This window comes from Chryseobacterium sp., from assembly GCF_022869225.1.
Lineage (GTDB): Bacteria > Bacteroidota > Bacteroidia > Flavobacteriales > Weeksellaceae > Chryseobacterium.
Window position 1 is genome coordinate 3,517,818 of record NZ_JALIHL010000001.1, and the last position, 14,882, is coordinate 3,532,699.

At 39.0% G+C, this 14,882-nt stretch carries 16 protein-coding genes; 12 read left to right on the forward strand and 4 right to left on the reverse strand.

Annotated elements, in window-relative coordinates:
- Nucleotides 1–104: 104 nt before the first annotated feature.
- From MUW56_RS16470 to MUW56_RS16515, 10 genes are all read left to right on the forward strand, one after another.
- The gene (locus MUW56_RS16470) at nt 105–752 is read left to right on the forward strand and encodes a hypothetical protein (RefSeq protein ID WP_292014205.1); all 648 of its coding nucleotides are present in this window, start codon (nt 105–107) and stop codon (nt 750–752) included.
- On the forward strand, nt 742–981 hold the full coding sequence (locus MUW56_RS16475) for a hypothetical protein (RefSeq protein ID WP_292014206.1): 240 nt from the start codon (nt 742–744) through the stop codon (nt 979–981). Before MUW56_RS16470 ends, MUW56_RS16475 begins: the two co-directional genes overlap by 11 nt.
- Nucleotides 981–1,250, forward strand: coding sequence for a hypothetical protein (locus MUW56_RS16480; RefSeq protein ID WP_292014207.1), 270 nt, complete (start codon nt 981–983; stop codon nt 1,248–1,250). The genes MUW56_RS16475 and MUW56_RS16480 overlap by 1 nt, the downstream gene beginning before the upstream one ends.
- On the forward strand, nt 1,243–1,941 hold the full coding sequence (locus tag MUW56_RS16485; RefSeq protein WP_292014208.1) for an urease accessory protein UreF: 699 nt from the start codon (nt 1,243–1,245) through the stop codon (nt 1,939–1,941). Before MUW56_RS16480 ends, MUW56_RS16485 begins: the two co-directional genes overlap by 8 nt.
- Nucleotides 1,942–2,168: 227 nt before the next feature.
- Nucleotides 2,169–2,807, forward strand: a complete 639-nt coding sequence (ureG, locus tag MUW56_RS16490; RefSeq protein ID WP_292014209.1) for an urease accessory protein UreG — start codon at nt 2,169–2,171, stop codon at nt 2,805–2,807.
- Complete coding sequence (locus MUW56_RS16495) at nt 2,808–3,596, forward strand: urease accessory protein UreD (RefSeq protein ID WP_292014210.1); 789 nt, start codon at nt 2,808–2,810, stop codon at nt 3,594–3,596.
- Between the two features lie 137 nt (nt 3,597–3,733).
- Nucleotides 3,734–4,435 (forward strand): hypothetical protein, encoded by a 702-nt coding sequence (locus tag MUW56_RS16500; protein ID WP_292014211.1) that lies wholly within the window; start codon nt 3,734–3,736, stop codon nt 4,433–4,435.
- Nucleotides 4,436–4,653: 218 nt separating this feature from the next.
- Nucleotides 4,654–5,541, forward strand: a complete 888-nt coding sequence (locus MUW56_RS16505; protein WP_292014212.1) for an urea transporter — start codon at nt 4,654–4,656, stop codon at nt 5,539–5,541.
- 232 nt (nt 5,542–5,773) lie between these two features.
- Complete coding sequence (locus MUW56_RS16510) at nt 5,774–8,020, forward strand: TonB-dependent receptor plug domain-containing protein (RefSeq protein WP_292014213.1); 2,247 nt, start codon at nt 5,774–5,776, stop codon at nt 8,018–8,020.
- Nucleotides 8,021–8,165: 145 nt separating this feature from the next.
- On the forward strand, nt 8,166–9,053 hold the full coding sequence (locus tag MUW56_RS16515) for an AraC family transcriptional regulator (RefSeq protein WP_292014214.1): 888 nt from the start codon (nt 8,166–8,168) through the stop codon (nt 9,051–9,053).
- Nucleotides 9,054–9,195: 142 nt separating this feature from the next.
- Here the strand turns inward: MUW56_RS16515 and MUW56_RS16520 are convergent, their stop codons facing one another.
- Both MUW56_RS16520 and MUW56_RS16525 read right to left on the reverse strand, forming a co-directional pair.
- Nucleotides 9,196–10,302 (reverse strand): DNA topoisomerase IB, encoded by a 1,107-nt coding sequence (locus tag MUW56_RS16520; RefSeq protein ID WP_292014215.1) that lies wholly within the window; start codon nt 10,300–10,302, stop codon nt 9,196–9,198.
- A gap of 201 nt (nt 10,303–10,503) precedes the next feature.
- Nucleotides 10,504–10,989 (reverse strand): DUF6526 family protein, encoded by a 486-nt coding sequence (locus tag MUW56_RS16525; protein WP_292014216.1) that lies wholly within the window; start codon nt 10,987–10,989, stop codon nt 10,504–10,506.
- 171 nt (nt 10,990–11,160) lie between these two features.
- On the opposite strand from MUW56_RS16525, the gene lipA reads away from it, so the two are divergent.
- Nucleotides 11,161–12,027 carry a lipoyl synthase gene (lipA, locus tag MUW56_RS16530; RefSeq protein ID WP_291932663.1) on the forward strand — a complete coding sequence of 289 codons (867 nt, stop codon included), beginning with the start codon at nt 11,161–11,163 and terminating at the stop codon, nt 12,025–12,027.
- Between the two features lie 64 nt (nt 12,028–12,091).
- Here the strand turns inward: lipA and MUW56_RS16535 are convergent, their stop codons facing one another.
- Nucleotides 12,092–12,991 carry an AraC family transcriptional regulator gene (locus tag MUW56_RS16535; protein ID WP_292014217.1) on the reverse strand — a complete coding sequence of 300 codons (900 nt, stop codon included), beginning with the start codon at nt 12,989–12,991 and terminating at the stop codon, nt 12,092–12,094.
- Nucleotides 12,992–13,170: 179 nt separating this feature from the next.
- Here MUW56_RS16535 and MUW56_RS16540 point away from each other — a divergent pair, with 179 nt between their 5' ends.
- Nucleotides 13,171–14,373: an MFS transporter gene (locus tag MUW56_RS16540; protein WP_292014218.1), complete on the forward strand. Its 1,203-nt coding sequence runs from the start codon at nt 13,171–13,173 to the stop codon at nt 14,371–14,373.
- Nucleotides 14,374–14,490: 117 nt separating this feature from the next.
- On the opposite strand, the gene MUW56_RS16545 is transcribed toward MUW56_RS16540, so the two are convergent.
- Nucleotides 14,491–14,871, reverse strand: a complete 381-nt coding sequence (locus tag MUW56_RS16545; RefSeq protein WP_292014219.1) for an STAS/SEC14 domain-containing protein — start codon at nt 14,869–14,871, stop codon at nt 14,491–14,493.
- Nucleotides 14,872–14,882 lie beyond the last annotated feature (11 nt).

Consider the following 14,882-nt stretch of genomic DNA (forward strand, 5'->3'; position numbering starts at 1 on the left):
AGTATCAGCCAAACCTTCTAGGTTTTCAAAACCTAGAAGGTTTAACTAACACTTTAGAAGGTTTATCCAAACAAATTTTAACTCATTATAGAATTAAGTTTAGAATGAAATATTTAAATAAAACAGTTTTTTCTCTTGCTGTGGCAGGGATGTCTGTGTTTTCAGCGAATCTAAGGGCACAGTTCTTAGGAGGGCACCGGCTTAAAAGTGATGAAGACGGACCCAAAGGGCAGTTTATGGTGTATGGTTCATTAGATTACTCTAAAGTCACCACACCGTCAACCAGCAGCAGTACGGTTTCCAGCGCACCACTGGGAGTGGGATATTTTATCAATAATAATGATCTTATTGGAGTAAACTATGCTTATTCACAAAATGCTGTCGATCATCATGTTGTATATAAGCAAAATGAAGCCGGAATCTGGTATAGCCCGTCATTAATGCTTGGAAAATATTTTGTATTGATTGGGCAGGTAGATGCTCATTATGTTTGGGGACAACAATTGTCGGGTGCAGCAGATGCGATGCAAAACTTTAATGGATTCCGTCTTCGTGCTTATCCTTTGATTGGGATATTATTAGGCGGAGGCTGGGCTTTGAAATTCAAATTCGCTGAACTTTCAATGCTTCAGACCAAAACAAAAGAGGAAGGTTGGACTAAAAGCTATGTGGCGGGAATCAGTGGTTCAACATTCGGGGTAGGCATTTCCAAAAATTTTGACTTCAGAAAAAAATCCAAAAATGATAATTAATCAAATCATAGGCAATCTAACCGAAAAACCTACGGAAAAAAACATAGACTATCTGGATCTGGAATGGTTTGAAACCACGAAAAGAATTCAACGCAAAAAAACCAGAGAGGGAACTGATGTTGCCATTAAATTCCTCAGAGAAGGACAGCGGCTGCGTGAAGGTGATATTCTTTTTGAGGATACAGAAAAAATAATTGCGGTAAACGTCCTGAAACGGAAGCGATTGTAATGGCACCGGCTTCTTTGTTGGAAATGGGTACCGTATGCTACGAAATCGGAAATAAACATATTCCGCTTTTTATCCAGGAAGATAAAGTATTGCTTCCTTTTGAGATGCCCATGTTCAGATGGCTGCAAGCAAGCGGTTTCAAACCGGAAAAACAATCCGTTAAACTGCTGAACCTCCTGAAATCTAATGTGGAACCTCACGGCCACGGAAGCCTGGGCTCAACAATTTTTACTAAAATCTTAAAAATGGCCGCTCCAAAAGATGAATAATACCAACATAAATTTCCTGTCAGGACTGCTGCATCTGGCAGATCCTACACTGCCTATCGGTGGCTATACCCATTCCAACGGACTTGAAACGTATGTGCAGGAAAGAATCGTACATAACCTGGAAACAGCGAAAGAGTTTGTACAAAACATGCTTCAGTATAATCTTAAGTTCAATGACGGCGCTTTTGTAAAACTGGCTTATAAAGCAGCAGAAAAAGGAGATTTGCAATCATTGTTACTTCTTGATAATGAGTGCAATGCCATAAAATGTCCGAAAGAAATCCGCCAGGCCAGTCAGAAATTGGGGATCAGACTGATCAAGATCTTCAAAAGAAGGGAAAGTTTCCCTTTTATGGAGGCTTTTGAAAAGGCAGTTCAGAATAAAGAAGCCAATTCCCACTACTGTATTGTGTTTGGAGTGTATGCTTATTTAATGAAAATTCCATTATACGAAGCCCTTTTAGGATTCTATTATACCTCAGTCGCGGGAATGATCACCAATGCTGTGAAACTTGTTCCTCTTGGACAGCTGGACGGCCAGGACATCCTGTTTTCCCTTTATCCTGTAATGGAAAAAACAGTCTGGGAAACCATGGAACTGGACAGGGATATGGTAGGACTTTGTAATACCGCTTTTGATATCAGGTGTATGCAGCATGAGAGGCTTTATTCAAGACTTTATATGTCGTAAAAAGTAAAAATAAAAGACAAAGGGGAGAAAAGGCAAAATGATAAAGGAAGACAGGAAATCTAAGAAAATGAAGAAACTTAGGATTAAATGAACAGGAGTGTTTCTTAGCCGAATGAAATGCCTTTGCATCCCTTACATATTCTCAATTCATAAAAAATAGTGTTCATCACGCTAAAGAAAAACTTAGCGCCCATAGCGTTAAAAAAACAATTAAAATTTTAGAAGAAATGGAAAATAGAAAATATATAAAAGTAGGGGTGGCAGGACCAGTAGGTTCAGGAAAAACTGCATTATTGGAACGTCTAAGCAGAAAATTATTCGGGACTTATGATCTTGGCGTAATCACAAATGATATTTATACCAAGGAAGATGCTGAGTTTATGGCAAAGAACAGTCTTCTTCCTCATGACAGAATCATTGGAGTGGAAACAGGAGGCTGTCCTCACACTGCAATCCGTGAAGATGCAAGTATGAATCTTGAAGCAGTAGATGAACTGGCGTCCCGTTTCCCGGATATCGAGCTGGTTCTTATCGAAAGTGGAGGGGATAACCTTTCAGCGACTTTCAGTCCGGATCTTGCAGATGTTACGATTTTCATCATTGACGTAGCAGAAGGAGAAAAAATTCCTAGAAAAGGAGGTCCTGGTATTACAAGATCTGACTTATTAATCATCAATAAGATTGACCTTGCACCTTACGTAGGGGCCAGCCTTGAAGTGATGGAGAATGATGCCAGAAGAATGAGAAAAGGAAATCCATTTGTATTCACGAATCTTAAAACTGATGAAGGACTTGACAAAGTAATCGGCTGGATTAAAAAATATGCCCTTTTAGAGGAAATTGAAGAACCGAACTTAGTGAGATAAATGGAGAGTCGTTTAAATATTATCGCAGGATTCAAGGGAGGAGAATCCTATGTGAAAGATCTTTATGTCTCACTTCCTTTCAGAGTGGTTTCTGTAGGACAGCGAAAAAGTGACAAAAAGCTCTATCAGATGGTGATGAGCTCCTCTCCGGGGATTCTGGATGGAGACCATTATCATCTGGATGTAGCCCTTGAGAAGGGAGCTGCACTTCAGCTGCAGTCACAGTCGTATCAGAGACTTTTCAATATGAAAGATAAGGCTGTGCAGGAGCTTAACGTTACCATGGAAGATGAAACTTCTTTTGCTTACGTGCCACATCCCATAGTTCCGCATGAAGATTCCAACTTTAAAAGTAAAGTCAATATCCATATCGGGAAAAACAGCCAGATTATCATCAGCGAGATCATTACCTGTGGGAGAAAGCATTATGGGGAGGTTTTCAAATTGAAACGCTTTCAGAATCTTATGGAGATCTACCACAATAATAAATTGGTGGTAAAAGACAATGTGGTGATTCAGCCTGATATGATTCCGGTCAGCAGTATCGGAAACCTGGAGCAGTATACTCATCAGGGAACTCTGATCTTCTACAGCACGAAGGAGAATGTGGATAAAAACGGTTTGATTGAAGAGATCATCGAAGCAGCAGAACAATATCGTGGTGAAATGGAAGTAGGGGTTTCTGCTATGGAAGATCATGGTTTCGTCGTGAGATCTCTGGGACATGGCGGAGAACTGATGTATCATTTTTTCCTTCATCTCCAGGAAATTCTTTGGTCACTGGAATAAAAAATAACATGATTCTTGTTGAAGTTAGGTAGGCTGATTTTATCAATAGAAACGGGCTTTAGCCCGTGATAATAAAATAATTTATACAATCGGCTTTAGCCAAAACTTAATAAAAAAATGAACAACAGTAAACAAAAATGGACAGTACAGTATGGGCGCTTCTTTTAAGTGCCGTTTCAATAAGTTTTATACATACGGCTTCAGGGCCGGATCATTATCTGCCTTTCATTGTCCTCTCAAAATCTAAAAAATGGAGTGGGATGAAAACAGCAGTGCTCACTGTAGTCTGCGGATTGGGACATGTATTAAGCTCTTTAATTTTAGGATTTATCGGAGTATTTCTCGGCTGGCAGCTGAATAAGATCTCATGGTTTCAGGATATCAGAGGCAATTTCTCAGGATGGGCTCTGCTGATCTTTGGTGGAGTCTACTTAGTATACGGCCTGGTTCAGGCTATCAGAAATAAACCTCATAAGCACTTTGATGTGATGGGTGATGATGTTTACGTTTATGAACACAACCACAGTGAAATCGTGATGCCTCAAAAAAGAATAAAAGTGACCCCGCTTGTCCTTTTTATGATTTTCGTAATGGGACCGAGTGAACCTTTGATTCCTCTATTATTCTATTCAGGAGTAAAGCATTCGATGTCTGAAATTGCAGTCCTTGTGACTTCATTTACCGCGACTACAGTTTTGACTATGCTGGGAATGGTTCTTTTAGGGCGTTATGGATACTCAACATTATTCAATACAGATAAACTTGAAAGATATATGGGAGTGGTAAGCGGAGCGGTAGTAACCGTATGCGGAATCGGAATGGTCTTTCTGGGATGGTAAGGTGATGCGGGTTTCGAGTTTGAGGGTTTGAGAGTTTGAGGGTTTGAGGGTTTGAAGGTTTGAGAGTTGGAAAATTGAAGGATATTGAAGTGGAAATGATGAATTTCAAATATCTAATCTTTTTATCTCAAATCTGATATCTGAAAATCTAACCTCTAACATCTCATCCTACATCACTAATACATTTTACATTCTACGTTAATACAATTAAAAAAACTATGGACGAAATTTTAAAAAAAATCCCCTTTTTAGACAATGTTTTAAAAGGGATCGGGCAGATCATGCTCCAGGAAAACAGATGGACAGGACTTCTGTTTCTTATAGGAATCTTTATGGGAAGCTGGCAATGCGGGGTTGCCGTGATTCTTTCGACAGCTGCCGGAACGTTTACAGCTATGAAACTTAGCTATGATAAATCTGAGATCAATGCAGGATTGTACGGCTTCAGTGCAGCACTTGTAGGAGTAGCATTGTCTTTCTTATTCCAAACAACAGTATTGATCTGGGTTCTGATCGTTTTAGGGGGAGCATTGGCTGCTATTATTCAGCATTTCTTTATCCAAAAGAAAATTCAGGTATTTACTTTTCCTTTCATCATTATTACATGGGTATTGGTATTTACACTACACCATTTTACCCATATTCCGCCGTCGGCCATGCTGAGCAGTGAAGTGGTACCTACGAAATATGATGATTTTCTTACCTGTACGAATGGCTTTGGTGAAGTGATATTTCAGGGTGGAGTGGTTTCAGGAATGATTTTTTTCATTGCTGTTTTCATCAGTTCACCGGTAGCTGCTTTGTACGGGCTTACAGCCTCTATTCTGGGTGCCGGATTATCACAGCTGAACGGAGAACCTATTAAAGAAATCCATATGGGATTATTTGGTTTTAATGCCGTGCTTTCAGCTATTGTATTCTCTGGTGTTAAAAAAACAGATGGATTGTGGGTGCTTATTGCCGTTCTTTTAACTATTGCTATCGATGATTTCCTGATAGATAATCATTGCCTGGACGCTGTTGGTGGCGTATTTACTTTTCCATTTGTAGCAGGAACCTGGATTACTCTTTTAATACAGAAGGTATTTTTTAAAGCGAAAGGATAGGGTTTGATAGTCGGAGAGTCAGAGAGTTTGAGATTGAGAAGGTGAGGCAGTTCAAAGTTTAAAATTCAAGGTTTAAAGTTTAAAGTTCATGGTTGTCATGCTTTTACGGATAATTGACGATTCACTTGCAAAGCAAAATTCACCATTGATATTTCAGATTAAATGTCTCTCATCTGACTTCTAAAATCATTAATACATTTTACATCAATACAATCATTAATCAAAACAAAAAATGAAAATAACAAAAATAGCAGCCGTATTTCTGGTCATGGCATTCAGTGGAAAGATGATGGCACAGGAAGCAGAAAAGCAACTGCTAATCAAAGATGCTGATGACAAATTCCCCATCGCTGATGCGCTGGTAAAATATGACCACGGAAACAGCCATACCCACACAGGAACAGACGGTACATTTGCCATTCCTGTAAAATCTCTTCCTGATACCCTTGTGATCATCCGTCAGGGATACGATGAGGTAAAATGGGTGGTGACCAATGATGAAGATAAAAATAAAGTTATTTTTTTACAGCATAAGCCTTTTCAGATTTCTGAAGTGGCCATCAATCACAGTTCATTTTTGTCGGCCATTACAAAAGTAGACCTGAATAAATTTCCGGTAAATTCGGCGCAGGATCTGTTGAGAAAAGTTCCGGGACTGTTTATTGCACAGCATGCCGGCGGAGGAAAAGCCGAACAGCTTTTTTTAAGAGGATTTGATGCCGATCACGGTACAGACGTAAGTGTCAATGTAGATGGAATGCCGGTGAATATTGTGTCTCATGCCCATGGACAGGGATATTCTGACCTGCACTTTGTGATTCCTGAAACGGTCAATAATATTGACTTTGGAAAAGGAGCATATTATATGGACCGTGGAGATTTCAATACAGCAGGTTATGTTGATTTTCAGACGTATAACGGGTTGAAAAACAGTATGATCAAATTGGAAGGCGGTTCGTTCAATTCAAAAAGAGTGTTGGGAATGTTCAATATTCTGCATGATGATTTAGGAAGAAAGAATGCGTATGTGGCAGCAGAATACAACTATACGGACGGTCCTTTTGATGTAAAACAGAATTTTAATAAAGTCAATATTTTTGGAAAGTACAATCAATGGCTTACCGATAATGACTATTTCAATATTCAGTTTTCAACCTTCAATTCATCATGGAATGCTTCGGGACAGATCCCTGAGCGTGCGGTAGATGAAGGAATCATCAGCAGATGGGGAAGTATAGATCCTACAGAAGGAGGAAAAACCTCCAGAACCAACCTTCAGATGAATTTTAAGCATATCATTTCGCCTTCTGAGCAGATTGATGCAATGGCTTTTTATTCAAAATATAACTTCAACCTGTATTCTGATTTTACCTTCTATTTAAAAGATAAAGACCATGGAGATGAAATCCAGCAGACCGATGGAAGGAATATTTACGGAGCCGAAGTAAAATACACCAAAAGCTTCGCTTTACCCAACAGCGCGCTGAATTGGATTTCAGGAATCGGTATAAGAAATGATGATATTAATACCTTACAGTTGAATCATGTGTATCACAGGGATTTACTGCTTGACAGATTATCCGATGTTACCGGTACGGAAACCAATCTGCACGCCTATTCCGGATTGATCTGGAAAACAGGGAAGTGGACCATCAACCCCGCTTTGAGAGTAGATCACTTTATCTTTACTATGCACAATCTGCTGGATGCAGAACAATTGCCTTCCGGACAGTCAAAAGAGGCAACAAGATTGAGCCCCAAACTGAATTTTTCTTACGCTCAGAATGACAACGTGATGTGGTTCCTGAAAACAGGAATGGGCTTTCACTCTAATGACTTAAGGGTTGTAGTTCCCAATAAAAACGAAAATACCCTTCCGTATTCTATCGGTGCAGATTTCGGAGTGAGATTGCACCCTTTCAAATCGTTGATCATTACCCCTGCTTTATGGTATATGGATCTGCAGCAGGAATTTGTCTATGTGGGAGACGATGCCGTAGTAGAGCCTTCCGGAAAATCGAGACGCTTTGGAGCAGATCTTGGCATCCGTTTTCAGCCTCTGGAAAATTTTTATCTGAATGCAGATATCAATTACTCTCATGCCAGATTTATTGAAGAGGAAAAAGGTCAGGATTACATTCCATTAGCCCCTGTAGTAACCAGTACAGGATCCGTAAACTGGGATTTCCTGAATGGTTTCTCTCTAGGGCTCCAATATCGTTATCTTGGCGAAAGACCGGCGGTGGAGGACAACAGTATCAAAACAAAAGCCTATTTTGTAAATGATCTGATGCTTTCTTACAACCGTCAGAAATGGGGCGCCAATCTTCAGGTAAATAACCTTTTCAATGTAAAATGGAACGAAGCCCAATTTGCGACAGAAACACAATTGAAAGGAGAAGCAGAACCCATTACAGATCTTACCTATACTCCGGGAAGTCCTTTGGGAGTAAGAGTAGGAGTGTACTATAAGTTCTAATGTATAATGTGGGATGTTCTATTGTTATTTATAATACCGTTATTTCAAAGAGGGTCCTTCATTCTACTTTATACCTCACATCCCACATTGTATAAAAATATCCAAATACTCAATTTCAGCATTAAATTTGTAATAATCAATCATCATGGAAGTATTATCCAATTTTCAATATAAAAAGCTTTTTCTTCCCAATATAACGGAGAAAATATTAGCTAATAATGCTGATATACAGCTTTATCGGATAGAGAATTATCTTAAAGGGATACTGATGCCGGTGATTCCGTACCGTACGACTTTTAATTTCATTATCTTCATTACGAACGGACATATCAAGCAATACCTTGAAAATAAAGAATATCATTCTGAAAAAGGAGGTGTCATCTTCATTAAGCAGGGTACAATCACGGCAACCGTTGAATTGTCAGATGATATTGAAGGCTTTTTTCTTGCCTATGAAAACAATATCCTGTCTGAACAGGAGCTGCCCAAGCATAAGAGCAGTATTTTTTTCATGACACCTTTTCTGAACCTGGACAGTTTAACATATGGAACGATCACCCAGCTTCTTCCGATTATGGAACAGGAATTGTGGCTGAATAACCTCAATGTGAATGATGTGGTAGTGACGATGCTTCATCTTATTCTGATTAAAATGCTGAGTACGGATTCTGACAGCCACCACAAATCAGCCACCCGTCCGATGGAATTATCACTGCAGTTCCGGGATCTTTTGTTTAAATATCATGTTGGGGAAAAACGGGTGGCTTTCTATGCTGATAAACTGTCGGTGACTGAAAGTTACTTAAATAAATGCGTGAAAAGTGTTACCCAGAAATCTCCGAAACAATGGATCAATGAGATTGACATCAATTACAGTAAAGCATTACTCCATTCAAGTAAAGATATTGCAGAGATCGCTTATGAACTGAATTTTCATACCGCATCCCATTTTACCCAGCTTTTCAAAAAAATTGCAGGGATCACCCCTAAAGAATACCGGACAATGTTTTTAAAGAACAGAGTGCCGGTTTAATAATGCTGGAAGCTGGGAGCAATAGGCTGAACGTACTTTCGGACGATGTTGCGCTGACATTAATATAATGATTTAAATCTGGTCAGGTTAAAAGAACAAACGATTATTTTTCAGGCTTCAAGAGCTTCCATCCTCAAAAACTCTACATTTTTTCATTTTCAAGAATTTTAAGAACCAGTTTTTCTTCCTGCGTCAGACTGGCTTTACCGTCATTTTCTTCTATGATTTCCAGCTCATCAAGGTACTTTTTGAGGGTGTTGTTTTCATAAAGATTGATGACCAGAGGATGTACATAGTATTTTCTACAGACCGTGTTCGTGTTTCCAAGATGCTCAGCAACGATGTCCAGCGCTTCTTTCACCTTCTTTTTATACTGAGTATCGTTTTCTGCATACCCTATTTCTTTAAAAGCGATCAATGCGCTCACCGTTCCGGACCAGGTCCTGAAATCCTTAGCGGTAAAATCTTCACCACTTATTTCTTTGATATATTCATTGACCATTCCTGAATCTATGGAATGCCGGTTTCCCTCATCATCAAAATACTGGAAAAGCTCTTTTCCGGGGATATCTTTGCATTTTTGCACCAGCCTTGCCAGCCTTCTGCTTCTGAGATCAATCTGATGCATGATGCCTTTCTTCCCTTTAAATGAAAAGGAGATCTTTTGTCCTTTTACTTGTACATGCTTACCCTTTAACGTGGTCAGCCCAAAAGAACCGTACAATTTCTCATATACATTATTGCCGATACGGATATTGGTGCGCTGCATAAGGCTTACGATCAATGCCAGTATTTTCCGTTTTTCAAAATTTCTCAAAGCCAGATCCTGCTCTACCTGAAGCCGTATATCCGGCAGTGCATATCCAAACTGAAGCATTCTGTAAAATTTTGTATGATTTCTCAAAGCACTCCACAGCGGATGATAGCGGTACTGTTTTCTGTTTTTGATATCAAAACCGGTGGCCTGGAGATGGCCGTTTTCGAGCGCGCAGATCCATACATTTTCCCAAGCAGGAGGAATGACCAGGCTGTTGATCCTTGTAATCTCCTCTTTATCCGTGATTCTTTCCCCGTCTTTATAATAAGAATACTTTTTCCCTGTCTTTTTACGGGTAATTCCGGCCGTTTCTGCATCGGTGGTATATACAAGATGTACCGCCTTTGCAGAAGCTTCCGGATCCTTCATTATTTTAACAATTTTAGAAGGCTTCAGGTGAGAAATCATCTCTAAATCTGTATTCTTCTCCATAAAACATGGTTAAGAGTTTTTACCCTTCGAAAAAATCAGTAAAAGAATCACTACTATTGCACAGACCAAGATAATTCCCCACCACATTCCTGCCTTAAAAATTGTTTCTACTGCCTCACAACTTGTTAATGTTAGCAAACATAATATCGTTATACTGTAAAAGCTCCATTTTTTCATAAGTAATATATTTTGTTAAATGTGTTAAATTCTAAGGTGGTCAGCCTTCCAGTTTTTAATAGACCTTTTAATTTCATCCCCTGAAATGTTTTCATGAAGAGCCCTGTATAAAAGCTCTTTAAATTCATCATCATACGCAAATCTCAGTGCCGCAATCTGATCAAATTTTAGCTTTTCAGCCGTTTCATCAGATCTTTTATTGAAAATTTCAAAGTACCGCTGCTTAAATTCAAGGATAACCATACGGTTTTGAAGCCCCAGGGCATAATGCTGTCTGGTCATCAATGCAAGGTAGAAAAGCAGAAAGATTACAATGGAGAACAATATCCACGCCAACTGGTTGCTGTCATCATTCCCTATTTTATACAGGCCGAAGATTTCCAGAAGAATTAATAATGGAAGATAAATAAAATGATGGGGCGGATAAAATTTCCTGTGGTTATAGTAGTTCTGTTTTTTCATACTGTAGAATGTAGCAATAATCTTTCCAAAAGGTTGTATTATTGACAATAAATACTATTTTGTGGTATGAAAGTGACAGTATTTGAAAAATATGTTCACTATTTTGCAGTTCAACGGATCTGAAAATCAGATCTTAATTGTTGAATTATCAGTTCCATCAATTTTTCTGGTAGATGGTTTCCATTAAAAAATCCTTAACTTTGAACTTCAATTTTAGAAATGGAAAATTCAGTTCAAGACACTACCGTTCAAAAACCAAAATGGATCCGCGTAAAACTTCCTACCGGAAAGAACTACCGGGAACTTAGAACTTTGGTTGATAAATATAAATTAAACACCATTTGCCAAAGCGGAAGCTGCCCGAATATGGGAGAATGCTGGGGAGAAGGTACAGCAACTTTCATGATTTTGGGAAATATCTGTACGAGAAGCTGCGGATTTTGTGGAGTAAAAACAGGAAAACCGCTGGATGTCAATTGGGATGAACCTGAAAAAGTAGCCCGTTCCATTAAATTAATGAAGATCAAACATGCTGTTCTTACTTCTGTAGACCGTGATGATTTAAAAGATATGGGATCTATTCTTTGGGGCGAAACGGTGAATGCCGTAAGAAGGATTTCTCCGGGAACCACTATGGAAACATTGATTCCGGACTTCCAGGGAATTACCAAACATCTTGACAGGCTGGTAGACGTTGCTCCTGAAGTAATCTCTCATAATATGGAAACTGTAAAACGTTTAACCAGAGAAGTGAGAATTCAGGCAAAATATGAAAGAAGCCTTGATGTATTAAGATATTTAAAAGAAGCAGGGCAAAGAAGAACCAAAACCGGTGTAATGCTTGGGTTGGGAGAGACTAAAGATGAGGTTTTCCAAACCATTGAAGACATCCGAAATGCCAATGTAGACGTTATTACACTGGGACAGTATCTGCAGCCGACTAAAAAACATCTTCCTGTAAAGAAATTCATTACTCCCGAAGAGTTTGATGAATTTGGAGATTTCGCAAGAAGTTTAGGCTTCAGACACGTTGAAAGCTCACCTCTTGTAAGAAGTTCTTACCACGCAGAAAAACATATTCACTAACAATATAAACCGTTCAGTAATGAGCGGTTTTTTTTGGAGAGTAGATAAATTTTAAACGGACCTTTTATTTATGACAGGCAGAATCTTTGGTGATCACCCCAATCCTTCCATTGATTTCAATAGGTTTGAAATATTTTTTCCTGAATTCCGATGGCGTTTCTCCCGTATGCTGCTTGAACAGCTTATTAAAATAGGATAGACTTTCAAAACCCACCTGAAAACAGACTTCGGTCACAGAATAGTCTTTCAGCAGAAATATTTTGGCCTGGTTGATCCTGTAGTTATTGACAAAATCGGTAAAGGTCATATTGGTTTGTTTCTTAAAATACCGGCAGAATGCAGGAGTACTCAAACTCACAATTTTTGCAATTTCATTGACATTGGGTTGCTTGTCATAATTTTCATGGATATAGTCGTAAATGGTACCCATCCTGATCTTATCATTCAGGAACCATTTGATTCTTGTATCCTCTTTGTTGAGTTCTTTTACCTCTGTAGAATCTGCAAGAATTTGTAAAATTTGAATAAGCTCTATTAAGGAAGTAAAAGAGTTTTTTTCCTTCATTTGATGAAGTTTTTCAACCACACTGTTTTTTGTTTCCCCCGAGAAAGATAATCCGAGGTAGGATCTTTCTAAAAGCCTTTTTATATTTCCAAATTCCGGAACGGGCTGTATGATATCCTGAAGAAAATTTTCCCGCATTTGAAGAACCAGCTGCTGGCATTCTGTTTGAATGCCATAATCAAAATTGAGATGAGGAACATTGGAGCCGATCAGCAGCAGCTCACTTTCTGTAAATCCTGAAATATCCTTTCCAACATGTCGTATCCCGTTAAGAGCCTCTACATAGACAAGCTCTATTTCAGGATGATAATGCCAGAAAAAACAGTTTTTTAAAGAAGGTGAAAAAAGCTTGAAAGATTTCCCTTTATCAAACTCTATAATTTCTTTCTGAATTTTCATTTTGTCCTCATTTGATTGTTTGTGGATTTAAAATTAGTCAAAAAGGTCAATACGGAGCAAATTTTTATCATTTTAAAAGAAGTGAAATTCAATCTTTCTTTCGATTTTTGCACTTTCAAAATGAATATGGCAGAATCCATTTTTAATTCTAAATAACAATTCAGACAAAAGAATATACAATGAAGATTGATAAACGAATAATACCACTGGCAATCGGTGGATTGGGAATTGGAACCACGGAGTTTACCGTGATGGGGCTTCTTCCGGATATTGCAAAAACCTTACAGATTACAATCCCTCAGACCGGACATTTGATCTCTGCTTATGCGATGGGAGTAGTTATCGGGGCACCGCTTCTTATCGGATATTCCGTAAAGTTTCCGCCTAAAAAAGTACTGATCGCTTTTATGATCCTGTTTACTTTGTTTAACGGGCTTTCTGCTATTGCTCCCAACTATACCACGATGCTGATCATCAGGTTTATGTCTGGGCTTCCGCATGGGGCATTTTTTGGAGTAGGAACTGTAGTGGCTTCCAAAATGGCAGGAAAAGGAAAAGAGGCATTTTATATATCAATGATGTTTACAGGGCTCACAGTGGCTAACCTGGCAATGGTTCCTTTGGTGACCTATATAGGGCATACCTTTCATTGGAGGCTGTACTTTGCGATTGTAGCACTGATAGGACTGTTTGCAATATTATTTTTAAAACTATGGCTTCCCGCGATGGAGTCTAACCAGAACACTCATTTCCTGGAAGAATTGAAATTCTTGAAGAATAAGCAGTCGTGGCTGGTTCTTGCGATTACAGCGATCGGATTTGGAGGACTTTTTACCTGGCTTAGCTATATAACCCCTTTAATGACGGTGGTCTCAGGAGTACAAAGCAGTCAGATGGCTTATGTGATGGTTCTTGCCGGAGCTGGAATGGTGGTAGGGAACCTGGTTGGTGGAGTTGTTTCAGACAAGTTGGGACCGGAGAAAACATGTGCCCTCCTGATTTTTCTGATGATGATTTCTTTGACGGGAGTATTTTTCCTTTCCGAGCATCAGAATACAGCCTTTATCCTTACCTTTATGTGCGGAGCACTGTCGATGTCGATTGCAGCACCTATTAACATCATGATGATGAAAGCTGCTCCCAAAAGCGAAATGATGGCTGCCGCTTTTATGCAGGCCGGATTTAATATTGCCAATGCCATGGGGGCTTTTTTAGGAGGAATTCCTTTAGAATACGGACTTCCTTACAATTATCCTTCACTGGTAGGAGTGGGAATGACTTTTATAGGATTTGCGGTAAGCATCAGGTATATGTACCTGTATAGTGCAGGAAAAAGGACACCCGAGGAATCCGTTACAGAATGTGTTTCATGTGATCAGTAAAACAATGGAGATCATGGCTTTGTCAGCATAAAATCTGCAAATTTCATCGATCTGCGGGAATATTAAATGAGGCTGCTTCAGGATAGAAGCAGCCTCATATATTTGTATAAAATGGAATTATGCCTCTACTTCATTACCGTTTTTACACCAGTAGAGAGCATTGTATAAGTTTTCTTTAGGGAAAGATTTAAACTCTCCCGGCATCAGGACACTGAAAATGTCTGTGAAATTCTGTACCCCTTCTTTGTCTGTGACAATGGCTGTACGGTTCCAGTGGGTAAGATTCTTTAATCCTAAAAGCGCATCTTCTAGCCATGCACCTATGGTAAACTTATCCAGATCAGTATCCAAATACAGTAAGTAATTCAGCTCGCCAAATTGGTCTACTTTTTCTTTTACACGAGGAATTACCAGTCTTTCAAAATCTTCTTTCGTCACTTCTCCCGTTGCATTGAACGCCGCAACATTCTCCGGAGCTTCTGGAATAATTGTTATCATAGTAAATATTT